30 protein-coding genes are annotated in these 18,858 nt (G+C 64.7%); 18 read left to right on the forward strand and 12 right to left on the reverse strand.

Going from position 1 to position 18,858, the window contains the following annotated elements:
* Nucleotides 1–67 precede the first annotated feature (67 nt).
* Nucleotides 68–1,348 carry an OprD family porin gene (locus B7D75_RS11390; protein WP_003090815.1) on the reverse strand — a complete coding sequence of 427 codons (1,281 nt, stop codon included), beginning with the start codon at nucleotides 1,346–1,348 and terminating at the stop codon, nucleotides 68–70.
* 363 nt (nucleotides 1,349–1,711) lie between these two features.
* Between B7D75_RS11390 and B7D75_RS11400 the strand changes: the two genes are divergently transcribed.
* Entirely contained in the window at nucleotides 1,712–2,032 is a 321-nt protein-coding gene (locus tag B7D75_RS11400; protein ID WP_043098734.1) for a hypothetical protein, read from the forward strand.
* A gap of 210 nt (nucleotides 2,033–2,242) precedes the next feature.
* Here B7D75_RS11400 and B7D75_RS11405 read toward each other — a convergent pair whose 3' ends face one another.
* On the reverse strand, nucleotides 2,243–3,130 hold the full coding sequence (locus tag B7D75_RS11405) for a LysR family transcriptional regulator (protein WP_003152975.1): 888 nt from the start codon (nucleotides 3,128–3,130) through the stop codon (nucleotides 2,243–2,245).
* Nucleotides 3,131–3,234: 104 nt separating this feature from the next.
* Between B7D75_RS11405 and B7D75_RS11410 the strand changes: the two genes are divergently transcribed.
* Complete coding sequence (locus B7D75_RS11410; RefSeq protein WP_058130214.1) at nucleotides 3,235–3,678, forward strand: PACE efflux transporter; 444 nt, start codon at nucleotides 3,235–3,237, stop codon at nucleotides 3,676–3,678.
* 185 nt (nucleotides 3,679–3,863) lie between these two features.
* Nucleotides 3,864–4,250 carry a hypothetical protein gene (locus B7D75_RS11415; protein ID WP_003152969.1) on the forward strand — a complete coding sequence of 129 codons (387 nt, stop codon included), beginning with the start codon at nucleotides 3,864–3,866 and terminating at the stop codon, nucleotides 4,248–4,250.
* A 54-nt stretch (nucleotides 4,251–4,304) separates the two neighbouring features.
* On the opposite strand, the gene eco is transcribed toward B7D75_RS11415, so the two are convergent.
* Both eco and B7D75_RS11425 read right to left on the reverse strand, forming a co-directional pair.
* Nucleotides 4,305–4,820 carry a serine protease inhibitor ecotin gene (gene eco / locus B7D75_RS11420; protein WP_225317515.1) on the reverse strand — a complete coding sequence of 172 codons (516 nt, stop codon included), beginning with the start codon at nucleotides 4,818–4,820 and terminating at the stop codon, nucleotides 4,305–4,307.
* 279 nt (nucleotides 4,821–5,099) lie between these two features.
* Nucleotides 5,100–5,330, reverse strand: coding sequence for a DUF2789 domain-containing protein (locus B7D75_RS11425; RefSeq protein WP_003152965.1), 231 nt, complete (start codon nucleotides 5,328–5,330; stop codon nucleotides 5,100–5,102).
* 179 nt (nucleotides 5,331–5,509) lie between these two features.
* Between B7D75_RS11425 and B7D75_RS11430 the strand changes: the two genes are divergently transcribed.
* Entirely contained in the window at nucleotides 5,510–5,707 is a 198-nt protein-coding gene (locus B7D75_RS11430; protein WP_012075384.1) for a hypothetical protein, read from the forward strand.
* Nucleotides 5,708–5,771: 64 nt separating this feature from the next.
* Here the strand turns inward: B7D75_RS11430 and B7D75_RS11435 are convergent, their stop codons facing one another.
* Both B7D75_RS11435 and B7D75_RS11440 read right to left on the reverse strand, forming a co-directional pair.
* Nucleotides 5,772–6,101, reverse strand: coding sequence for a DUF883 family protein (locus B7D75_RS11435; RefSeq protein WP_003152962.1), 330 nt, complete (start codon nucleotides 6,099–6,101; stop codon nucleotides 5,772–5,774).
* 96 nt (nucleotides 6,102–6,197) lie between these two features.
* Entirely contained in the window at nucleotides 6,198–6,572 is a 375-nt protein-coding gene (locus B7D75_RS11440) for a DUF5064 family protein (RefSeq protein ID WP_012075385.1), read from the reverse strand.
* A 132-nt stretch (nucleotides 6,573–6,704) separates the two neighbouring features.
* On the opposite strand from B7D75_RS11440, the gene B7D75_RS11445 reads away from it, so the two are divergent.
* Nucleotides 6,705–7,148 carry a YqaA family protein gene (locus tag B7D75_RS11445; RefSeq protein WP_003154884.1) on the forward strand — a complete coding sequence of 148 codons (444 nt, stop codon included), beginning with the start codon at nucleotides 6,705–6,707 and terminating at the stop codon, nucleotides 7,146–7,148.
* A 148-nt stretch (nucleotides 7,149–7,296) separates the two neighbouring features.
* Nucleotides 7,297–7,614, forward strand: coding sequence for a hypothetical protein (locus tag B7D75_RS11450; protein WP_058130215.1), 318 nt, complete (start codon nucleotides 7,297–7,299; stop codon nucleotides 7,612–7,614).
* Here B7D75_RS11450 and B7D75_RS11455 read toward each other — a convergent pair.
* Nucleotides 7,604–8,503, reverse strand: a complete 900-nt coding sequence (locus tag B7D75_RS11455; protein ID WP_012075387.1) for a YihY/virulence factor BrkB family protein — start codon at nucleotides 8,501–8,503, stop codon at nucleotides 7,604–7,606. The two genes, B7D75_RS11450 and B7D75_RS11455, sit on opposite strands and share 11 nt — an antisense overlap.
* A 222-nt stretch (nucleotides 8,504–8,725) precedes the next feature.
* Between B7D75_RS11455 and B7D75_RS11460 the strand changes: the two genes are divergently transcribed.
* Nucleotides 8,726–8,959: a DUF3509 domain-containing protein gene (locus B7D75_RS11460; RefSeq protein ID WP_003154879.1), complete on the forward strand. Its 234-nt coding sequence runs from the start codon at nucleotides 8,726–8,728 to the stop codon at nucleotides 8,957–8,959.
* A 66-nt stretch (nucleotides 8,960–9,025) separates the two neighbouring features.
* Nucleotides 9,026–9,256, forward strand: a complete 231-nt coding sequence (locus tag B7D75_RS11465) for a hypothetical protein (protein WP_003154877.1) — start codon at nucleotides 9,026–9,028, stop codon at nucleotides 9,254–9,256.
* On the opposite strand, the gene B7D75_RS11470 is transcribed toward B7D75_RS11465, so the two are convergent.
* Both B7D75_RS11470 and B7D75_RS11475 read right to left on the reverse strand, forming a co-directional pair.
* Nucleotides 9,231–9,752 (reverse strand): thermonuclease family protein, encoded by a 522-nt coding sequence (locus tag B7D75_RS11470; protein ID WP_003154874.1) that lies wholly within the window; start codon nucleotides 9,750–9,752, stop codon nucleotides 9,231–9,233. The genes B7D75_RS11465 and B7D75_RS11470 overlap by 26 nt on opposite strands.
* A gap of 17 nt (nucleotides 9,753–9,769) precedes the next feature.
* Entirely contained in the window at nucleotides 9,770–10,483 is a 714-nt protein-coding gene (locus B7D75_RS11475) for an endonuclease (protein ID WP_012075388.1), read from the reverse strand.
* Between the two features lie 156 nt (nucleotides 10,484–10,639).
* On the opposite strand from B7D75_RS11475, the gene B7D75_RS11480 reads away from it, so the two are divergent.
* The 3 genes from B7D75_RS11480 to B7D75_RS11490 are packed head-to-tail and all read left to right on the forward strand — an operon-like array spanning nucleotide 10,640 to nucleotide 11,927.
* Nucleotides 10,640–10,861, forward strand: coding sequence for a ParD-like family protein (locus B7D75_RS11480; RefSeq protein WP_012075389.1), 222 nt, complete (start codon nucleotides 10,640–10,642; stop codon nucleotides 10,859–10,861).
* Nucleotides 10,858–11,640 (forward strand): type I methionyl aminopeptidase, encoded by a 783-nt coding sequence (map, locus tag B7D75_RS11485; protein WP_053817050.1) that lies wholly within the window; start codon nucleotides 10,858–10,860, stop codon nucleotides 11,638–11,640. Before B7D75_RS11480 ends, map begins: the two co-directional genes overlap by 4 nt.
* Nucleotides 11,641–11,693: 53 nt before the next feature.
* A complete protein-coding gene (locus B7D75_RS11490) occupies nucleotides 11,694–11,927 on the forward strand; it encodes a hypothetical protein (protein ID WP_012075391.1) in 234 nt (77 codons plus the stop codon).
* Between the two features lie 73 nt (nucleotides 11,928–12,000).
* Here the strand turns inward: B7D75_RS11490 and B7D75_RS29910 are convergent, their stop codons facing one another.
* Nucleotides 12,001–12,129: a hypothetical protein gene (locus B7D75_RS29910; RefSeq protein ID WP_012075392.1), complete on the reverse strand. Its 129-nt coding sequence runs from the start codon at nucleotides 12,127–12,129 to the stop codon at nucleotides 12,001–12,003.
* On the opposite strand from B7D75_RS29910, the gene B7D75_RS11495 reads away from it, so the two are divergent.
* The gene (locus B7D75_RS11495) at nucleotides 12,128–12,415 is read left to right on the forward strand and encodes a DUF3509 domain-containing protein (RefSeq protein WP_012075393.1); all 288 of its coding nucleotides are present in this window, start codon (nucleotides 12,128–12,130) and stop codon (nucleotides 12,413–12,415) included. The two genes, B7D75_RS29910 and B7D75_RS11495, sit on opposite strands and share 2 nt — an antisense overlap.
* A gap of 305 nt (nucleotides 12,416–12,720) precedes the next feature.
* Here B7D75_RS11495 and B7D75_RS11500 read toward each other — a convergent pair whose 3' ends face one another.
* Both B7D75_RS11500 and B7D75_RS11505 read right to left on the reverse strand, forming a co-directional pair.
* Nucleotides 12,721–12,897, reverse strand: a complete 177-nt coding sequence (locus B7D75_RS11500) for a hypothetical protein (RefSeq protein WP_012075395.1) — start codon at nucleotides 12,895–12,897, stop codon at nucleotides 12,721–12,723.
* Nucleotides 12,898–12,981: 84 nt separating this feature from the next.
* Nucleotides 12,982–13,308 (reverse strand): hypothetical protein, encoded by a 327-nt coding sequence (locus B7D75_RS11505; RefSeq protein ID WP_107114012.1) that lies wholly within the window; start codon nucleotides 13,306–13,308, stop codon nucleotides 12,982–12,984.
* A 191-nt stretch (nucleotides 13,309–13,499) separates the two neighbouring features.
* On the opposite strand from B7D75_RS11505, the gene B7D75_RS11510 reads away from it, so the two are divergent.
* From B7D75_RS11510 to pheS, 6 genes are all read left to right on the forward strand, one after another.
* Nucleotides 13,500–14,351 carry an alpha/beta fold hydrolase gene (locus B7D75_RS11510; protein ID WP_003148869.1) on the forward strand — a complete coding sequence of 284 codons (852 nt, stop codon included), beginning with the start codon at nucleotides 13,500–13,502 and terminating at the stop codon, nucleotides 14,349–14,351.
* 249 nt (nucleotides 14,352–14,600) lie between these two features.
* Nucleotides 14,601–16,523 (forward strand): threonine--tRNA ligase, encoded by a 1,923-nt coding sequence (gene thrS, locus B7D75_RS11520; RefSeq protein ID WP_107114013.1) that lies wholly within the window; start codon nucleotides 14,601–14,603, stop codon nucleotides 16,521–16,523.
* On the forward strand, nucleotides 16,523–17,074 hold the full coding sequence (gene infC, locus B7D75_RS11525; RefSeq protein WP_170870637.1) for a translation initiation factor IF-3: 552 nt from the start codon (nucleotides 16,523–16,525) through the stop codon (nucleotides 17,072–17,074). The genes thrS and infC overlap by 1 nt, the downstream gene beginning before the upstream one ends.
* 61 nt (nucleotides 17,075–17,135) lie before the next feature.
* Nucleotides 17,136–17,330, forward strand: a complete 195-nt coding sequence (gene rpmI, locus B7D75_RS11530; RefSeq protein WP_003090673.1) for a 50S ribosomal protein L35 — start codon at nucleotides 17,136–17,138, stop codon at nucleotides 17,328–17,330.
* 23 nt (nucleotides 17,331–17,353) lie between these two features.
* Complete coding sequence (rplT, locus tag B7D75_RS11535) at nucleotides 17,354–17,710, forward strand: 50S ribosomal protein L20 (RefSeq protein WP_003099086.1); 357 nt, start codon at nucleotides 17,354–17,356, stop codon at nucleotides 17,708–17,710.
* A gap of 97 nt (nucleotides 17,711–17,807) precedes the next feature.
* On the forward strand, nucleotides 17,808–18,824 hold the full coding sequence (gene pheS, locus B7D75_RS11540) for a phenylalanine--tRNA ligase subunit alpha (protein ID WP_012075399.1): 1,017 nt from the start codon (nucleotides 17,808–17,810) through the stop codon (nucleotides 18,822–18,824).
* Nucleotides 18,825–18,858: the final 34 nt, after the last annotated feature.

Genomic DNA, 18,858 nt, shown 5'->3' on the forward strand with positions numbered 1-18,858 from the left:
ACGAAACGCATAAAAAAGAAAACCCCGGGCCAGAGGCCCGGGGTTCTCGCCGCGCTTGCGGGATCGATCAGAACACGCTGAACGGATACTCGACGAAGGCGCGGATTTCGTTGCCGCCACTGAAGTAGCTATCGCGGGCATCAGCGGAAACGCGGGCAAACGAGCTACGCAGACGCAGGGTGAGATCCTTGGCCGGACCGCTCTGCACCACGTACTGGACCTGGTTGAAGATCTCGCGTTCCTTGCCGTTGCTGGTCTCGGCGGTCTTGATGTTGTCGCCGCGCACGTAGGCCACGCGGTAGGTCAGGCCGGGCACGCCGTACTTGGCGAAGTCCAGGGCGTAGCTGACCTGCCAGGAGCGCTCGTCCTCGGCGTTGAAGTCCGACCAGTAGGAGTTGGCCAGCCAGATGGTGGTGCCGCCGTCGCCGATGCCGCCGGCGTTCTGGTACCAGCCGTAGTTGTAGCCGGTATCGCCGGTGTTGCGCTGGTGGGCGATCATGAAGGTGTGGGCGTCGATGGTGTAGGACGCCGCCAGGCTCCAGATCTTGTTGTCGCGGTTGCCGTTGAAGTTCTGGTCGGCGAAGTCGCTGTCCAGCTTGGTGCGGTAGCCGTTGAAGTCGAAGTTCAGCGACTGGTCGGCCTGCAGCGGGATGGTGTAGTTCAGGTTGATGTACTGCTTCTTCAGTACGTCCTCGACGTCGGAAGCGTACAGCGAGGCGTTGAAGTGGTCGGTGAAGGCGTACTTGCCGCCGAACACGTTGATGCTCTTCAGGCCGCCGCTGTCGCGCCCTTCGGCGCTCTTGCGGGACTCCGCGGTGAAGCGACCGGCGTTCAGCTCCAGGCCCTCGATCTCCTTGGAAGTGATCAGGGTGCCGCTGTAGCTTTCCGGCAGCAGGCGCGAGTTGTCGTAGCTGAGGACCGGCAGGCTGGGCATCTGGTCACCGTACTTGAGCACGGTGTTGGAGATGCGGAACTTTACCGCCGCGCCGCCCTTGGACAGGTCGTCCGCCGCGGAGCCGCTGTCGCCCTGCTTGAAGAAGTCGATACCGGCGGCGCCGCTACGACCCTTCCCGCCGTCCAAGCGAACAGCGTACATACCGAACACGTCCACACCTATCCCGATGGTTCCTTGGGTGAAGCCGGAAGTGAAGGTCGCGGTTGCGGCCTGGCCCCACTCTGCTTGGTCCTCTGTACCGTACTTCTTGTCGCGTTTGATATATGCATTGCGGAAGAACAGATCGAGGTGGCTGTCCTCGACAAACCCCTTTGCTGCTTCTTGGTCATTGGCCATCGCCTGGCTTGCCGTCGCGATGCCCAGTGCCAGCAGGCAAATCCTTTTCTTCAACATCTTATTGTTCCTGGTTGTTGGCTTGATGTGCGCTGAATTTTCAGGAAGCGCAAGGTTCGAAGTGCACGGGAGTCATTTGTCCCATTTACCGTGCGTGGCGGTTCTGGTTTCTTGTTTCTCCCGTTGGCGGCGCAACAATACCAGAACATTGTTCGAACCAAGAAAGCTTCGAGTCATTTGCTAATAACCAAAGTGCAATGAAATACCGGCTGATAGGCTCTGAATCGGGGTTTGCCGGATCGCTTCGTCATGTTCCCGCAATATCAACCTTATCGATAAGTACCATGCCTCGAAGTCGCTGCAGTTCTCGCTTTTGCCGGTGATACCGTCGAATCGTGAACGGATCGACAAGAGGAACATGGCATGAAACTCCTCATCGCAGTATTCGCGGCCTTGGCGCTGAGCGCCTGCGCGACGCCGCAACAACCCGGAAGCGAGGCCGCGGCGCTGTCCGCCCACAGCGCAAAGGCGCCGCAGGAATACGCCGCCTGCGTGTTGCCCAAGTGGCAGCGCCAGGCGCCCGGCGTGACGCTGGTGGAGGAGGGTGGCGGCTATCGCCTGGCCGATGCCGGCCAGTGGCTGGAAGTGCGGCCGGCGGAGCGGGGCAGCCTGGTCAAGGTCCACGACCGGCAGGCCTGGGTGACCCGTGGCGCCTTCATCGATGCGGCCAGGAGTTGCTCCTGAAGCGCACGGGCGGATGAAAAGAGCTCCGGCCCCCTAGCATGAAGTGTCCGGAGCTCTACGGCCGCAAACGGAGGATGGCCGCGACTCGATCATCGGCCTCGGCGCCCGCCCGCGCTTGACCGAGATCAAGCCAGGGGCGCCCGCGCAGTGGTCTGTTCGGCGATTCGCGAGCTTCTTCTCGTTTTTTCTGTGACGAGGTTGCGTTTCGCCTCATGCGGGGCGGGTGGCGAGCATTCCCACCAATTCCAGGGCGGCCTTCCGCAATGGCTGGTTCTTCAACCAGATGGCGTGGACCGGCAGCTTCAGCTCGTTCTTGGTATTCCTGAAATCCAGCCGGACCAGCCTTCCCTCCGCGAGCAAGGGCGCGACCCGGGACAACGGGAAGTTGCCCCAGCCGATCCCGGCCTCGACCATTTCCAGCGCCGTGGCCAGGCTGTCGGTACGCCAGCAGGTGGCGGAGATCAGCGGGCGGGTGTCGGCCAGCGGCAGGTCGCAGCTGGCCACCAGGATCTGCCGGAGGTTCACCAGTTCCTCCAGGTACAACGCACGGTCCGGTCTCTGCAGGGCCGGGTGGCGTGGCGAGATGGTCGCCACCAGTGACTCCGCGCCGACGTACTGGAAGCGCTCCTGCGGGTTCACGCTGACCCCGGCGAACGCCAGGCACAGGCTGACGCGGCCGGCATGGAGGAGCGCCAGGACATCGTCCCGGGGCGCGTTGAGCACCTCGATGTCGAGCAACGGATAGCGCTCCGCCAGGGTGCGGATGGCGCCGAACAGCCGGTCGGTGGCGATGTCCGGCACCACGCCGAGCGACAGGCGGCTTTCCAGTCCCTGCGAGAGTTCCACCGCATGCACCTGCAACTGGGTGAGTTGCTCGGCGATCTTCCGCGCCTGTGGCGCCAGCGCCTGGGCCAGCGGCGTGGGGCGGACCTCGCGATGGGTGCGCTCGAAGAGGGCGAAGCCCAGCTCGGCCTCTAGGTTGGCGATGCCCATGCTCACCGCCGAGGGCACCTTGCCCAGGGCGCGGGCGGCGGCGGAAAAGGAGCCGCGCTCGAGCACGGCGAGAAAGAGTTGGATGGTATCGCTGGAAAAGTTCATGGCAGCTCTCCTTTCAATAAATCTGAAAGCTGTTGACTTTTTCTGTCAAGAAAACAGATCCAACCTTGCGCTCCCATACCGCCGTGACCGCAAGAGAGGACGATGTGCAGGGCATCAAGCGCAAACTGGTCTACGTGACCGCCTACGAACTGATCGGGATGAGCATCTCCACCCTGGGGCTGGCCTTGCTCGCCGGGTCGACGCCGACCACCACCGGCCCGCTGGCGGTGGTGATCACCACCGTCGCGGTGACCTGGAACTTCATCTACAACTGCCTGTTCGAGTTCTGGGAGAAGCGCCAGGCCGTACGTGGCCGCAGCGTCGCCCGGCGGGTGGCGCACGCGGTCGGCTTCCAGCTGACCCTGGTGGTCTACCTGATCCCGCTGATCGCCTGGTGGATGGGCATTTCCCTGCTGCAGGCGTTCTGGCTGGACCTCGCGCTGATCATCCTGATCCCGTGCTACACCTTCCTCTTCAACTGGGCGTTCGACCGCCTGTTCGGCCTGCCGGCGTCCGCCTTGCCGGTCGGCGGGACGGCAGCGGTCTGAGGATTTTCTTTCGCCAGCGCCATTCAGGCTCGCCTTGCCCGGGCGAAATCGCCTACCTTAGACGGACGTGCGCTGTGGTGACGGTTCAGGGAGGATATGCGACCGCAAGCCATGAAGGACCGGCCCGTCGATGACGGGCAGGGCATTTCGATGAACGGGTTGGGGTCTTTATGCGGAATTTGGGGATGCTACTGGCGGCTGTCCTGCTGGCGGGTTGTTCGACATCGACACCCTCGCTCGACGAGACGGACCAGGTGCCGAAGGAACGTCTGTACAACTACCAGTTCCGCGACGACGGCGACGCTTTCCTGGTGGTGTCCCGCGACCGCGAGTTCCTCGGCAGTGTCTGCAATACCCGGTTGATCATCGACAGCCGCCTGGCCGCTGAGATCCAGGCCGGCGAAAGCGCGCGCTTCCGCCTGCCGGCGGGGCTGCGCGTGGTGTCGGTGCAGGGCGACGGGATCTGCCGTGGCGATGCGCCCAGGCAGGTGGTGCATGTGCAGGACGGGCAGACCACGCACTACCGGATCACCGTGGACTCCGGCCTGAACATCGGCCTGGTGCCGGGCTGAGGCCGGCGCAACGAAAAAAGCCGCCCGCGGGCGGCTTTTTCATGGGCGGCCGGATTACTCGCTGAGTGCCTTCTCGACTTTCTCGGACGCCGACCAGATCCGGTAGCGGACCTCCACGTCCTTCGGCGCGTAGATCACGATCGGCAGCTTGCTGTTGTAGCGCAGCAGGAAGCCTTCGCCGACCACCGGGACGAAGCGCTGTTCCTTCTTCTGTCCCGGGCAGGCCATCAGCGTACTCATCGGCCCGCTGACCTTGTCCAGGCGGTAGTAGGAGTAGCCCCAGCCTTCCAGGGTATGTTCTTCCAGTTCGCCGCCCAGGCGCTGCTGGTTGCAGTCGGCCTCGAGGGTCTTGCCGGCGATGATCTCGACCTTGAACGCGTCTTCCGCGTCCTGCTTCGGCAGATGGATGACCTGGCGGGTGAAGCCGGCGTCGGCTTTCGGGTAGGGAACCTTTTCATCCAGTTTGGCGGCCAGGGCGGTGCTGGAAAGAGCGGCAACGCCGGCGGCGATCAGTAGTGCTTTCATGTCCTTGAGGTTCTCCTTGCAGGTAACGCGAGCAGGGTAAGACAGCGGGGCACGGGTGAAAAGTTCAGTGCGGAACGTAACCGGATGTTCCATGTCCTGGGTCAGCGGGATGGCGGGCTGGCCGGCGTGCGGGCAAAAAAAAGACCATCTGCGGGGGGAGGGGCGATGGTCTTCAAAGGAGCGTCGGGGACTTGGGGTTCTCCGACGCCGCTACGATCTCATGTCGTCCCGGCGGGGAAAAATGCTTTGGGCTGATAGTGGCTATCGATGCCGATGACTTGTAATTCCCTGCCGATTCGTAGCAAGTCCCGCGAGATAGAGCACTCAGCGGCTCAATTGCAGGGCCAGTTCGTCGACCTGCTCGGCCCAGTCGGAATCCTCCGCCAGGGCCTCGCGGAGGAAGCTGGCCTGGGCCGGGTTCCAGAACGGTGCGTCGGGCAGCGCGGTGCCTTGCTCGAGGTGATGCCCGGCGAGAAAGGCGAGGATCTCTTCCCGGCCCGCCGGCAGCCCCAACTGACGGAACAGGTTGGAAAAGGTGTGCGGGCTGGTGTCCATGGGAAGGTTCTCCGGAGTCGATGTTTCCACCCACTATAGCCCCGGCGACGCTGTGGCCGTGGGCGGTTCCGGGGTGGGTAATTTTGTCGCAGATGAAACAGTCTGTTGTGCGCAGCGCGCTTCATGGCGGCGGGGGGCGTGATTATCCTTAGCATGCTAATGATAACCGGAGTCAGCCTATGTCCAGAATCGAAGTCGCCGTGCTGGTGGGTACGTCCGTTCCCGAATCGCTTCGCAGCAAGGGATTGCTGGCCTGTTGGATCCTGTTGGTCGATGGCGCCATGTGGGCCGGACCGTTCGCCAGCCGGGACGAGGCGGAAGCCCTGAAGGGCACCTGGGAACTGAGCTGGCCGCTGGAGGCGGCGATCTCCGCCTGAGAAGCTTCCCCTGCCTTGTCGGAAAGCCCGCCGAGCGCGGGCTTTCCGTTGCCTGCGGGGACGCCTAGCGGCGGCCCACCAGCAGACCGAGCAGGAAGCCCGCGCCGGCCGAGACGGCGATGGTCTGCCACGGATGATCCTCGACGTATTCCTCGGTCGCCTCGGCGGCCGCCTGGCTGCGGCGCAACACGTCGCGGCGGGCACGCTCCATGGCGTCGCGGCCGCGATGCAGCACGGAACTGATCTGCTCGCGCAGGTTCGCACCCTCCTTGCCGGCCAGGCTGCCGTTGCCGCTCATCAACTGGTCGACCTCGGCGATCAGGTCCTGCAGTTCGGCCATCGCCTGGTCCTGGATGGCCTGCTTGGCGCGGGCGGAACGGGTTTTCAGGGTCATGTAGGTCTCCTTGACGAAGATGGGTACCCAGGTATTGAGTCGCCCGCTTCGCTGAAAGTTGCACGGCATCGGCGGCGCCGCGCACCGGTTGCTTCTTCAGGCCGCCCCGGCAGCGCCGAGCAGGTGGCGGTCGAGATCGATCGCCTCGCCAGCCTTGAGTTTCAGACGCCGACGCAGGTCGTCGAACATCGCGTCGTACTCGCGCCGCTGGCGCACGATCGGCCCTTGCCGCAAGCGCAGGCCGTGGCGCCGGGCCACGCGGCTGGCGCGGCTGGCGAAATGCACGGCGGCGTCGCGCGGCAGTTCGAAGCTGTCGCGGAACGGCTGGCCGTCGATCCGCCCCTCCATGTCGAAGTGCACCGCTACCGGGCGCGCGTCGGCCTCGAGGATCCGGTAGCGCAGATGGATATCGAACGCCTGGCGGTCGACTTCGCTGGCCGAGGCGAGATGCAGATGGCCGGGAACGAACATGGCCTGCCTCCTTTGCGGATGAGCGGGAAATACCCTTGCCTGCCAGGGTATGCTTCGCCTGCCGCGGGACGGCTGTCCCAGGTCAGTGTTTTTCCAGGCAGGAGCGGACGCGATGGTCGCGGGAGCGTTTGGGTGTTGAGCGACGGCTGGGCTTGCGCCGGGCTGTTCCTTTCCGCGTTCGGCTCGGCGACCCTGTTGCCGCTGCAGTCGGAAACGGTGCTGGCCGCGCTGCTCCTGCGCGGCGGCCAGCCGGTGGCGTTGCTGCTGGTTCTGGCGATCGTCGGCAACGTGCTCGGCTCCTGGGTCAACTGGTGGCTCGGCCGCTATCTCGAACACTTTCGCGGGCGCCGCTGGTTCCCGGTCGGCGAAGCGCAACTGCTCAGGGCGCAGCGACACTATCACCGCTACGGGCGCTGGACCTTGCTGCTGAGCTGGGTGCCGGTCATCGGCGACCCGCTGACCCTGGTGGCTGGCATCATGCGCGAGCCGTGCTGGAGCTTCCTGGCGATCGTCGGCCTGGCCAAGACCCTGCGCTACCTGGCCCTGGCCGCGCTGGTGCTGGGCTGGGCCGGCTGAGCGCTTCGTCGGCGAGGGCAGAACTATTTTTCGCGGGGCAATGTCCATTGCTGCGAGGCGTAACTGCCGCCTCACCGCCCCCGGGGCCTTTAGTTGCCGCTGTGGTCCCGGGGGCTTTCCCTATCGGTCGAACGCTGCGAGGTGTGGAATGAGGCGAGTCGCCGCCGGATTGCTGGCCTGTGCGTTGCTCGGCGCGACGCCGGCCGAAGCCTCCACTGCCGAGGTCTGGCAGGCGCACGACGCCGCGGTGCGCGCCGCCTGCCTGAAGGCCAGCGGCTTGCGCCAGGCACGCCCGGTGGGGCAGGTGCTGCCCTTCGACGATGAGGTGGGCTACTCGGCGCTGCTCCTGCAGGGCCGCTATCCGCAACCGCACATGCAAGGCCGCCAGGGCCGCGAGTTGTGTCTCTATCGGCGCGCCACCGGCAAGGCCAGCGTCAGCGAGGCCGACGCCTTGCTCAAGCCTTGAGTTCGGGGTCGTCGTTGTCCGGCAGCTCGCGCTCGCCAGGGTCCTTGCCATCCTTCGAATGGTGCTCGATCACCGCGTTCAGTTCGGCGCCGAACAGCACCACCGCCGCCGACAGGTAGAAGTACAGCAGCAGGATGATGATCGCGCCGATGCTGCCGTACATGGCGTTGTAGTTGGCGAAGTTCTTCACGTAGAAGCCGTAGGCGAGGGACGCGCCGATCCAGGCGATCACCGAGAGCACCGAGCCGGGGGTGATGAAGCGGAAGCGCTGCTCGACGTCCGGCACCAGGTAGTAGAACAGCGCCACCGCCAGCATCAGCAGGAACACCGCCAGCGGCCAGCGCAACCAGGTCCAGAGGGTCACCAGGTACTGCTCCAGGCCGACCAGGCTGGCGATCCAGGCGATCACCTGCGGCCCGGTGACCATCAACCCGGCCGCCACCAGCAGTAACAGGGCTATACCGAGGGTGTAGAGGATCGACAGCGAGAAGCGCTTCCACACCGGACGGCTCTCCTTCACGTCGTAGGCGGCGTTGAGCGCGATCATCATCGAGCGGATGCCCGCCGAGGAGGTCCACAGGGCCACCGCGATACCGATCGACAGCAGGCCGCCTTTCTGCTGCTGTAGCTGGTCGATCACCGGGTTGACCTGGTCCATCGCCTCCGGCGGCAGCAACAGCGCCGCCTGCTCGCGCAGCCAGGCGAAGAACTCGGGCAGGTGCAGGTAGCCGACCAGGGTGATCAGCACCAGCAGGAACGGGAACAGCGAGAACAGCATCTGGTAGGCGAGGGCCGAGGCGTAGGTCGGCATGTCGTCCTCGAGGAACTCGTTCACGGTGCGCTTGACCAGGCCGAACAGGCCGATTTCCCGATACGCCGTGCGGAACATTCGATCTCCTTGCCGTCTGCTTGCCGGCGGCGGGTCGAGCCTCGAGGTCGCGCGCCGCCAGCGGTTTTCCATTGGGTGAAATTCCCCGCGTCCTTTCTGGGACGCCGTAGGGGACGGATTGGTTCGTCGCCACCGTCATCATTCGGTCGCATCCGCCAGCCAGACTGCGGCTGCCCGCCGCGCGGCGGGCTGCCGACCAACGTCTCAGAAACGGAGCGCACCATGTCTGTCGACCTGAAGAAAATCGCCGCTGCCTTTCCCGAGTTCCAGTTGTCCAGCAAGAGCCGCCACGACGGTGCGCAGTTGCTGCAGTTGCAGGCCGCCGACGGCCGCTACGTCGCCCGAACCATCCCTTCGCCGCAGCTCAGCGCGCCGCCGGAAACCGAATGGCTGATCCGCAGCATCCGCCGCGAACTGGCCGTGCCGGGGATGGAAATGGCGACGGCGTCGCGCTGAGGTTTTTCGCCGGCGCCGCCCATGGTGCGATAATCCCGTCTTTCGATACAGGCTGACGGGAAGGCAATGAAGCGCGAGAAGGTTCGGGACAGGCAGGCGGCCGGCAAGATCACGGCGACCCACATCATCGCCAATCCGACGTTGGCGAGGGAGTGGATCGTATTCTTCAAGAAGGATGGCGGGCGCAGCTACTTCCTGGTCGACGAGAACGACGAAGTGACGTCGTTCCGCCGGCTGGACGACGCGGTCAAGGAACTGCGCGGGCTGGGCATCAAGTTCGCCGAGATCCATCTCTAGGCGCATGGTCGCGCGGGCCCCACTGGCCAGCCTTGCGCGCCCGCGCTTCTTCCTCGGCGAACTGGTACTGGCCGCGCGCCTCGGGCGTCTGGCCGCTGTCCGGCGCGTCGCGCCAACTGGCCAGGCCAATGGTCAGCAGGGCCAGCCCGGCATCCAGGGTATGCCCGCAGGCGGGGCAGTCGGCCGGGGTGACCCAGGCCGCGCCGAGGATGCGGAAGCGCGCGTCGCGGCCCTGCTCGCGGATGGTCGCCGGCTTGCCCAGCAGCATTCCCTCCAGGGCTTGCCGGGCGCGTTGCCGCCACGGTTGCGCGGCGGGCAGCTCGATGGCGTTGAGGCGAACGCTCAGCGCCTTGTCCGCGCCGGGCGGGCGGCAGCCCAGGCTGGCGTCGTCGTGCACCGCCACCACCGTGCAGTCGAAGCGGCGTTCCTCGGCGTCGACGGAGAACGCCAGCAGCATGGCGCAGAGCGGCAGCAGGGCGAGGGTACGGAAGATCATGGGCTACTCCGGCGGGGTCAGCGTCGACGCGAGGATAGGTTGCTGCAGGTCGCCAGGTCCACCGGCCCGACGTAGGGATTGCCCCAGCCCATCACGCAACCGACCATGTGGTTGCGCTGGCGCTCCCAGGTCTGCGGCGGGTACTGCTTGTGCCAGGCGTTGTACAACTGGCGGTCCTGCTTCGACAGGCGCAGGCCGTAGCGGTCGCTCATGTAGAAGTAGGTGCGGGCGATCATCCCGCGGATCTGCGGGCGCGGCATCGCCTTGCGCGCCTTGAAGTCCACCACCATCGGGCAGGCGCCGTACTGCCGGGGCTTCTGCGGCAGCCAGCCGAAGCCGAAGTTGCTGCGGTCGCCGTTGACCTCGCCGATGCTCGGCACCAGGTTGTGCAGGTCGGCCTCGGCGCGCTGGTAGGTGCTGTCGTGGCGGGCGCAATTGCTCCTCCCGCCGTTCTGCCAGCAGCGCCGCTGGTGCCCGATCACCCAGGCCGGGACGATGTGCTCCCACTCGATGCGTCGCGCGCGGTTGGCGTTTTTTCGCGGCTTGTAGCCGCAGCTGGCGAGGTCGACGCGGTTCCCCGAATAGCGGCAGCCGCAGTAGAACTCCACGGATTGCCGGGCGTAGAGCTTCCAGCCGATCTTCTTCGCTTCGGAGAAGGTGCGCGGGGCGTTGGCCTGGCTGGCGCTGGCGAGGAGGAGGGCGAAAAGGCCTACAAACAAACGGGAAAGCATGCGGCAACTTCCAAAAAATTCCGCATGTTACTGATTTTGCAGGAGATGCCAATCATGGCCAGTCCATGGCCAGGCATCGATGGCGTTTGCGCATTGTGCTGCGTTCACGCGACGAATAGTATGCGTTCCATATATGTTCCGTATTCGAGGTGCCGCGTGGGCCTGGTGAAGATTTCCGAGCAGTTGCACGAAGAGGCGCGCATCGCCTGCAAGGCCATGTCGCGTTCGATCAATGCCCAGGCCGAGCACTGGATGCGCGTCGGCATGCTGGTCGAGGCCAATCCCGGGATGACCTACGCCCAGGTGCTGCGCCAACTGATGGACGAGGCGCGCGAAAGCGACCGTCGCGAGCAGGCCGCGGCGAGGGTCTCGGGATGATCAAGACGGCGGAGGAGATCCAGCGCATGAGCGTGGCCGGCGCGCTCACCGCGAAAGTCCTCGAGGCCCTCGACGAGGTGGTGCGGCCGGGCATCAGCACGGCGGAGATCGACCGCTTCTGCGAGCGCTACATCGTTGATACCCTCGCGGCGATCCCCGGCAGCAAGGGGCAGTACGGCTACCCGTTCACGGTGAACACCTCGGTCAACGAAGTGGTCTGCCATGGCTGGCCGTCGGCGCAGCGGATCCTCCGCGACGGCGATATCGTCAACGTCGACGTCACGGTGATCAAGGACGGCTATTTCGGCGACAGCAGCAAGATGTACCGGGTCGGCGCCATCGACCGCCAGGCGCAGAAGCTGCTCGACGTCACCCGCGAATGCCTGTACCGGGCGATCCGCGTGGTGCGCCCGGATGCCACCCTCGGCGACATCGGCCATGCGATCCAGAGCCATGCCGAGTCCAACGGCTACTCGGTGGTCCGTGAATACTGCGGCCACGGCATCGGCCGCAAGATGCACGAGGCGCCCCAGGTCCTTCACTTCGGCCGCGCCGGCGCGGGGGCGCGGCTGAAGGCCGGGATGACCTTCACCATCGAGCCGATGATCAACCAGGGCGGCCACGCGGTGAAGCTGCACAAGGACGGCTGGACCGTGACCACCCGTGACCGCCGCCTGTCGGCCCAGTACGAGCACACCGTGCTGGTCACCGAGCGCGGTTGCCGGGTCCTGACCCTGCGCGAAGAAGAGCGCGAGGCGCTGGCCGACCTGGCTGGCTGAGCGGCGCCCGGGCTGGTTACACTGCGGCGACTTTTCCGAAGGGAGGCTGGCGGGTGTCCGGCAGGCGTTTTGGCGAATTCGAACTGCGCGCGACCTGGCTGCGCGAGGACAGCGGCTATCTGGCCGAGATCGAGATAACCAGCATCGACGATGGTCGTACCGAATGGCTGGTGCTGCCCGGCCAGCCGCCCTGCGAGAGCCCGGCGGCGGCGTTGTCGCTGGCGGAGGCGGCGCTATACCGGGTGCGTGGCTTCGATGCGCGGGGGCGGCCGCTGTTTTCCGAGTGAGTCTGGTGGCAAATCGCATGATGCATTTCGCACGATCTTGCAGTTTGCACGGGCCGCTTCGCTTTTTATGATTTCAACCTGTTGATTTTATTGGTTTTTCATTTTTCGTGAGGCTGGCATGAAAGCTGCCACCTTTCCCCATGTTGCGGCTGCGGCCGAATCCTCGCAGTCGGTTTTCATGCAAGAGGGGAGAAACGATCATGGAAAAGTCCATCAAGATGCTGTTCGACGCCTTCCAGGCCACCTTTGCCGTCTCCACCCAGATGCGTCCGGACGGCGGCGCCCTGCTGACCCTGCGCAACGGCGAAGAGATCGTGACCCGTCGCGTGGTGTCTGCCGCCCAGTTGGCCGACGAGAAGCGCATGTACTGGTTCATCAATGCCGTGCGCCGCGACCTGGCCCTGGAGGCGGGGAGCCTGCCTGTGGATGTCGTCGGGACCCTGCGCCGGCTGCAGGAGCGCGGCCTGCCGAGCTACATCGCGGGCTGACGGTTCGTCCGGAATCCTGGCGGAGATCGCCGGCGGGCCGGACGAGAGTGCTAGAGTGAAGAGCGCAAGGGGCTGGTCGAGGACCGACCGGCCCCTTTTCGCGTCGAGGGCTGTGGCCGTTCGGCGCTTCGGCAGGTCGCCGCGGAACGATGCAGGATCGTTCCGGTCGGCATCAGGGATGAAACGACTGACAGGAGTCGGGATGCTGCGTTACGTCGTGGGTTTTCTCGCATTCACCGTGCTGGCGGCTTATCTGCTGCTGGGAGTCTCCCAGCACGCCTTCCTGCCCTGACAGGGCGGCGCCTTCAGCTGCGCTGTGGCAGCGCCTGCGCGGGCCGTTCGGCAGCAGGCGTGTGCGCCCGACGGGCCTTGCGCTGCAGGCGCGCGCGCCGACGCGGCACGCGCAGGAAAGCCCACAGGGTGACGCCGGCGAGACCTAGCCAGGCGAGGATCAGCAAAGTGACAAAGGATTCGGGAGTCATGGTTCGTCCTCCTCTTGCCCAGGGATAGACCTTCCGGGCAGGGGAATTACTGCAACCGCTCTTCGACCAAGGTCGGTGGCGCGCTCAGTCGGCGCCGGCGCCGACCAGCGCCAGGCAGCCGGTGAGGCTGGTCAGCAGGGGCAGGGCGAGCAGGAACGCCAGCCACACGGTTTCCATGCGCAGCAGCGTAGCGCCGAGGAACAGCGCGACCAGGAGGATGGTCATGAGCAGGGCGGTCCAGCCGAAGTACATGGCGAAGTTGTCGATGCCCAGGCCCAGCCCCCAACCCAGTAGCACGGCCCAGACCCCGGCCAGCGCCAGACCGAGGGCCAGCATGCTCGTCAGAGTGCCGGCGGACGGGGCATGCAGCGGGTGGTTGCGGAATAGCTCGTAGAAGATCGGCGTATTCATCGGCGTCACCTCCGCAGGGGAACTTCCAGCCTAGTCCAGCGGGCGAGACGGCCCTAGACCTATTTGTCATTACGGGGCGTGACCTCAGGCCGGTAGCATCCATCTTTACCAGGCGATGCCGTGCATCGGGCTGCGGGCCCGGTCACCGTTCGTCGCGCCGTGTCGAAAATGAAACCGGAAGGGTTGCGTGCATGAGTGGCGAACTCGCCTCGTTCGAGGTGGATGGGTATCAACTGGTCTATCAGGACCTGGGCGAGGGCACGCCGGTGCTGCTGGTCCACGGTTCGCTGTGCGACTACCGCTACTGGCAATGGCAGTTGCGCAGCCTCGGCGAGCGCCACCGGCTGATCGTGCCGAGCCTGCGTCACTACTACCCCGAGCGCTGGGACGGGCAGGGCGCGGACTTCACCAGCGCCCGCCACGTCGCCGACCTGCTGGCGCTGGTCGAGCGGCTCGGCGAGCCGGTACACCTGCTCGGCCATTCCCGTGGCGGCAACCTGGCATTGCGCCTGGCGCTGGCCGCGCCGGACGCCCTGCGCTCGCTGAGCCTGGCCGATCCCGGCGGCGACTATGCCGCCGAGGTCTACGCCCACGCTGGCCTGGCTGCTCCCGAGGAGCCGTTGGAGCGCAACCGGTTCCGTCGCCAGGCGCTCGAACTGATTCGTGGCGGCGAGGCGGAGCGGGGGCTGGAGCTGTTCGTCGATACGGTGAGCGGCGCCGGGGTATGGAAACGCTCGTCGGCGACGTTCCGCCGAATGACCCTGGACAACGCCATGACCCTGGTCGGGCAGGTGGCCGACCAGCCGCCGGCGCTGCGCCTGTCGGAGTTGCGCTCGATCGACCTGCCGACCCTGATCCTCAACGGCGAACGCAGTCCGCAACCCTTCCCGACCACCGCCGAGGCGCTGGCGGCGGCCCTGCCGCGCGCCGAGCTGCAACGCATCCAGGGCGCTTCCCACGGCCTCAACGCCACCCGTCCGGCGGCGTTCAACCGCGCCGTGCAGGAATTCCTCGCGCGGGTCGAGGGCGGCGCCGCGCGCTGAAGCGCAACGTGCCGCACTGACCGCTCGTCAGCTCGTCGCGGATGCTTTACCATGGTGACTTCGCGCCGGATCAGCTCCGGCGTTTTTCGTCTGTATCCATTCCCAGTGATCTCCGTCCGCGCGCTTCGGCGCAGGGGTGCCGCAAGGCGCCTGCCACTGTGAGGCAGGCCGGCCCGGCGGGCGACGCTTACTGGCACATCCCAACCCACGTGGCCTTTGGTAGGGGTCACCACTAGGAGAGGAGGCGCCATGCCCATCATTACTCTTCCCGACGGCAGTCAACGTTCCTTCGATCACCCGGTCTCCGTGGCCGAGGTGGCCCAATCCATCGGCGCGGGCCTGGCCAAGGCGACCCTCGCCGGCAAGGTCGACGGCCGCCTGGTCGACGCCTGCGACACCATCGAGCGCGACGCGACCCTGCAGATCATCACGCCCAAGGACGAGGAAGGACTGGAGATCATCCGCCACTCCTGCGCCCACCTGGTCGGCCATGCGGTCAAGCAGCTCTATCCGACCGCGAAGATGGTCATCGGCCCGGTGATCGAGGAAGGCTTCTACTACGACATCTTCTTCGAGCGCCCCTTCACCCCCGAGGACATGGCGGCGATCCAGCAGCGCATGCGCGAGCTGATCGACAAGGACTACGACGTGATCAAGAAGATGACCCCGCGCGCCGAGGTCATCGAGCTGTTCAAGTCGCGTGGCGAAGACTACAAGCTGCGCCTGATCGACGACATGCCGGACGAGAAGGCCATGGGCCTGTACTTCCATGAGGAGTACGTGGACATGTGCCGCGGTCCGCACGTGCCGAACACCCGCTTCCTCAAGGCGTTCCAGCTGACCAAGATTTCCGGCGCCTACTGGCGCGGTGACTCGAAGAACGAGCAGCTGCAACGTATCTATGGCACCGCCTGGGCCGACAAGAAGCAACTGGCGGCCTACATCCAGCGCATCGAAGAGGCCGAGAAGCGCGACCATCGCCGCATCGGCAAGCAGCTCGACCTGTTCCACCTGCAGGAAGAAGCGCCGGGCATGGTGTTCTGGCACCCGAACGGCTGGAGCGTCTACCAGGTGCTCGAGCAGTACATGCGCAAGGTCCAGCGTGACCATGGCTACGTCGAAGTGCGTACCCCGCAGGTGGTCGACCGCATCCTCTGGGAGCGTTCGGGCCACTGGTCGAACTACGCCGAGAACATGTTCACCACCGCGTCGGAAAGCCGCGACTACGCGGTCAAGCCGATGAACTGCCCGTGCCACGTGCAGATCTTCAACCAGGGCCTGAAGTCCTACCGCGACCTGCCGCTGCGCCTCGCCGAGTTCGGCGCCTGCCACCGCAACGAGCCGTCCGGCGCGCTGCATGGGATCATGCGCGTACGCGGCTTCACCCAGGACGACGCGCATATCTTCTGCACCGAAGAGCAGGTGAAGAAAGAAGCGGCCGATTTCATCAAGCTGACCTTGCAGGTCTACCGCGACTTCGGCTTCACCGATATCGCCATGAAGCTGTCGACCCGTCCGGCCAAGCGCGTCGGTTCCGACGAACTGTGGGATCGCGCCGAAGGCGCGCTGGCCGATGCGCTGAACGAGTCCGGCCTGGCCTGGGAATACCAGCCGGGCGAGGGCGCGTTCTACGGGCCGAAGATCGAGTTCACCCTGAAGGACTGCCTCGGCCGCAACTGGCAGTGCGGCACCCTGCAATACGACCCGAACCTGCCGGAGCGCCTGGACGCCAGCTACATCGCCGAGGACAACAACCGCAAGCGCCCGGTGATGCTGCACCGCGCGATCCTCGGGTCGTTCGAGCGCTTCATCGGCATGCTCATCGAGCACTACGCCGGGGCCTTCCCGGCCTGGCTGGCGCCGACCCAGGCGGTGGTGATGAACATCACCGACAAGCAGGCCGATTTCGCCGCCGAGGTGGTGCGGATCCTCGGGGAAAGCGGATTCCGTGCCAAGTCCGACTTGAGAAACGAGAAGATCGGCTTTAAAATCCGCGAGCATACTTTGCTCAAGGTTCCCTATCTCTTGGTTATTGGAGATCGGGAAGTTGAATCGAAGGCCGTCGCGGTGCGTACGCGCGAAGGGGAAGACCTGGGCTCCATGCCCGTCACCCAGTTCGCTGAGCTGTTGGCACAGACGGTTTCCCGGCGTGGTCGCCAAGACTCGGAGTAATCATTATTAAGCGTGAAATGAGACAGGATAAGCGAGCTCAACCGAAACCCCCGATCAACGAGAACATCTCGGCTCGTGAGGTACGGTTGATTGGAGCTGATGGCCAGCAGGTTGGTGTTGTTTCGATCGATGAGGCGATCCGCCTAGCCGAAGAGGCGAAGCTGGACCTGGTTGAGATTTCGGCCGACGCGGTGCCTCCTGTCTGCCGCATCATGGACTACGGCAAGCACCTGTTCGAGAAGAAGAAGCAGGCTGCGGTCGCCAAGAAGAACCAGAAGCAGGCTCAGGTCAAAGAAATCAAGTTTCGTCCAGGGACGGAAGAAGGGGATTACCAGGTAAAACTACGCAACCTGGTACGTTTCCTTAGCGATGGGGACAAGGCCAAGGTATCCCTGCGATTCCGCGGTCGTGAGATGGCCCACCAGGAGCTGGGGATGGAGCTGTTGAAGCGGGTCGAAGCCGACCTCGTGGAATACGGCACCGTCGAGCAGCATCCTAAGCTGGAAGGACGCCAGCTGATGATGGTCATCGCTCCCAAGAAGAAAAAGTAACCACCAGGGCACTGGCAGGCCTTGCGGTTATGCGTAATCACTCAATGCGGAGTATCCGAACATGCCAAAGATGAAGACCAAAAGTGGCGCGGCCAAGCGCTTCAAGAAGACTGCTGGTGGCCTCAAGCACAAGCACGCCTTCAAGAGCCACATCCTGACCAAGATGACCACCAAGCGTAAGCGTCAACTGCGCGGCACCTCGATGCTGAACAAGTCTGACGTTGCGCGCGTAGAACGCTCCCTGCGTCTGCGCTGATTATTAAGGTAGAGGATTAATTCATGGCTCGTGTTAAGCGTGGCGTTATCGCCCGTCGTCGTCACAAGAAAATTCTGAAGCTCGCCAAGGGCTACTACGGTGCACGCTCGCGCGTGTTCCGCGTTGCCAAGCAGGCGGTGATCAAGGCTGGCCAATACGCCTACCGTGACCGCCGTCAGCGCAAGCGTCAGTTCCGCGCACTGTGGATCGCCCGTATCAACGCTGGTGCTCGTCAGAACGGTCTGTCCTACAGCCGCCTGATCGCCGGCCTGAAAAAGGCGGCCATCGAGATCGACCGTAAGGTCCTGGCCGATCTGGCAGTGAACGAAAAAGCGGCGTTTACCGCGATTGTCGAGAAAGCGAAGGCAAGCTTGGCTTAAGCCCTACGACAATCACCGGACCTCGGTCCGGACGTAACGTCACCGATAGGGGAAGAGCCTTACCGCTCTTCCCCTATTTTGTATCTGGAGTCCATACATGGAAAACCTGGATGCGCTGGTCTCTCAAGCATTGGAGGCTGTGCGACACACCGAAGACGTCAATGCCCTGGAGCAGATCCGGGTTCACTACCTCGGCAAGAAAGGCGAACTGACCCAGGTGATGAAGACCCTGGGCGACCTGCCGGCCGAAGAGCGGCCGAAGGTCGGCGCGCTGATCAACGTGGCCAAGGAAAAGGTCCAGGATGCGCTGAACGTGCGTAAGACCGAGCTGGAAGGGGCCGCGCTGGCCGCCCGGCTGGCCGCGGAGCGCATCGATGTCACCCTGCCTGGTCGCGGCCAGCCGAGCGGCGGCCTGCATCCGGTCACCCGCACGCTGGAGCGCATCGAGCAGTGCTTCAGCCGCATCGGCTACGAAGTCGCCGAAGGCCCGGAAGTCGAAGACGACTACCACAACTTCGAAGCGCTCAACATTCCGGGCCACCACCCGGCGCGTGCCATGCACGACACTTTCTATTTCAATGCGAACATGCTGCTGCGTACCCACACCTCACCGGTGCAGGTACGGACCATGGAGTCCCAGCAGCCGCCGATCCGCATTGTCTGCCCGGGGCGCGTCTACCGCTGCGACTCCGACCTGACCCACTCGCCGATGTTCCACCAGGTGGAAGGCCTGCTGGTGGACGAGGGCGTCAGCTTCGCCGACCTCAAGGGCACCATCGAGGAATTCCTCCGCGCCTTCTTCGAGAAGCAGCTCGAAGTGCGCTTCCGTCCGTCCTTCTTCCCCTTCACCGAGCCCTCGGCCGAAGTGGACATCCAGTGCGTGATCTGCAGCGGCAACGGTTGCCGCGTATGCAAGCAGACCGGCTGGCTGGAAGTCATGGGTTGCGGCATGGTGCACCCGAACGTGCTGCGCATGTCCAACATCGATCCCGAGAAATTCCAGGGCTTCGCCTTCGGCATGGGTGCTGAGCGCCTGGCCATGCTGCGCTACGGGGTGAACGACCTGCGTCTGTTCTTCGATAACGATCTGCGCTTCCTCGGACAATTCCGCTAGGCCAGAACGCAACCGGATTCCTTAGGAGAACAGG

Origin of the sequence: Pseudomonas paraeruginosa, from assembly GCF_003025345.2 — a bacterium.
Lineage (GTDB): Bacteria > Pseudomonadota > Gammaproteobacteria > Pseudomonadales > Pseudomonadaceae > Pseudomonas > Pseudomonas paraeruginosa.

What these genes read in the sequence shown, in the direction of transcription:
- B7D75_RS29910 (WP_012075392.1), bottom strand. Translation starts at nt 12,129, where the DNA reads ATGATCGTTTCTCCCCTCTTGCATGAAAACCGACTGCGAGGATTCGGC.
- B7D75_RS11475 (WP_012075388.1), bottom strand. Translation starts at nt 10,483, where the DNA reads ATGCTTTCCCGTTTGTTTGTAGGCCTTTTCGCCCTCCTCCTCGCCAGC.
- map (WP_053817050.1), top strand. Translation starts at nt 10,858, where the DNA reads ATGATCAAGACGGCGGAGGAGATCCAGCGCATGAGCGTGGCCGGCGCG.
- B7D75_RS11500 (WP_012075395.1), bottom strand. Translation starts at nt 12,897, where the DNA reads ATGACTCCCGAATCCTTTGTCACTTTGCTGATCCTCGCCTGGCTAGGT.
- B7D75_RS11450 (WP_058130215.1), top strand. Translation starts at nt 7,297, where the DNA reads ATGAGGCGAGTCGCCGCCGGATTGCTGGCCTGTGCGTTGCTCGGCGCG.
- rpmI (WP_003090673.1), top strand. Translation starts at nt 17,136, where the DNA reads ATGCCAAAGATGAAGACCAAAAGTGGCGCGGCCAAGCGCTTCAAGAAG.
- B7D75_RS11510 (WP_003148869.1), top strand. Translation starts at nt 13,500, where the DNA reads ATGAGTGGCGAACTCGCCTCGTTCGAGGTGGATGGGTATCAACTGGTC.
- B7D75_RS11505 (WP_107114012.1), bottom strand. Translation starts at nt 13,308, where the DNA reads ATGAATACGCCGATCTTCTACGAGCTATTCCGCAACCACCCGCTGCAT.
- B7D75_RS11465 (WP_003154877.1), top strand. Translation starts at nt 9,026, where the DNA reads ATGAAGCGCGAGAAGGTTCGGGACAGGCAGGCGGCCGGCAAGATCACG.
- B7D75_RS11430 (WP_012075384.1), top strand. Translation starts at nt 5,510, where the DNA reads ATGTCCAGAATCGAAGTCGCCGTGCTGGTGGGTACGTCCGTTCCCGAA.
- B7D75_RS11405 (WP_003152975.1), bottom strand. Translation starts at nt 3,130, where the DNA reads ATGAACTTTTCCAGCGATACCATCCAACTCTTTCTCGCCGTGCTCGAG.
- B7D75_RS11425 (WP_003152965.1), bottom strand. Translation starts at nt 5,330, where the DNA reads ATGGACACCAGCCCGCACACCTTTTCCAACCTGTTCCGTCAGTTGGGG.
- B7D75_RS11470 (WP_003154874.1), bottom strand. Translation starts at nt 9,752, where the DNA reads ATGATCTTCCGTACCCTCGCCCTGCTGCCGCTCTGCGCCATGCTGCTG.
- B7D75_RS11390 (WP_003090815.1), bottom strand. Translation starts at nt 1,348, where the DNA reads ATGTTGAAGAAAAGGATTTGCCTGCTGGCACTGGGCATCGCGACGGCA.
- B7D75_RS11495 (WP_012075393.1), top strand. Translation starts at nt 12,128, where the DNA reads ATGGAAAAGTCCATCAAGATGCTGTTCGACGCCTTCCAGGCCACCTTT.
- rplT (WP_003099086.1), top strand. Translation starts at nt 17,354, where the DNA reads ATGGCTCGTGTTAAGCGTGGCGTTATCGCCCGTCGTCGTCACAAGAAA.
- B7D75_RS11440 (WP_012075385.1), bottom strand. Translation starts at nt 6,572, where the DNA reads ATGTTCGTTCCCGGCCATCTGCATCTCGCCTCGGCCAGCGAAGTCGAC.
- thrS (WP_107114013.1), top strand. Translation starts at nt 14,601, where the DNA reads ATGCCCATCATTACTCTTCCCGACGGCAGTCAACGTTCCTTCGATCAC.
- B7D75_RS11455 (WP_012075387.1), bottom strand. Translation starts at nt 8,503, where the DNA reads ATGTTCCGCACGGCGTATCGGGAAATCGGCCTGTTCGGCCTGGTCAAG.
- B7D75_RS11415 (WP_003152969.1), top strand. Translation starts at nt 3,864, where the DNA reads ATGCTACTGGCGGCTGTCCTGCTGGCGGGTTGTTCGACATCGACACCC.
- pheS (WP_012075399.1), top strand. Translation starts at nt 17,808, where the DNA reads ATGGAAAACCTGGATGCGCTGGTCTCTCAAGCATTGGAGGCTGTGCGA.
- B7D75_RS11435 (WP_003152962.1), bottom strand. Translation starts at nt 6,101, where the DNA reads ATGACCCTGAAAACCCGTTCCGCCCGCGCCAAGCAGGCCATCCAGGAC.
- B7D75_RS11460 (WP_003154879.1), top strand. Translation starts at nt 8,726, where the DNA reads ATGTCTGTCGACCTGAAGAAAATCGCCGCTGCCTTTCCCGAGTTCCAG.
- B7D75_RS11400 (WP_043098734.1), top strand. Translation starts at nt 1,712, where the DNA reads ATGAAACTCCTCATCGCAGTATTCGCGGCCTTGGCGCTGAGCGCCTGC.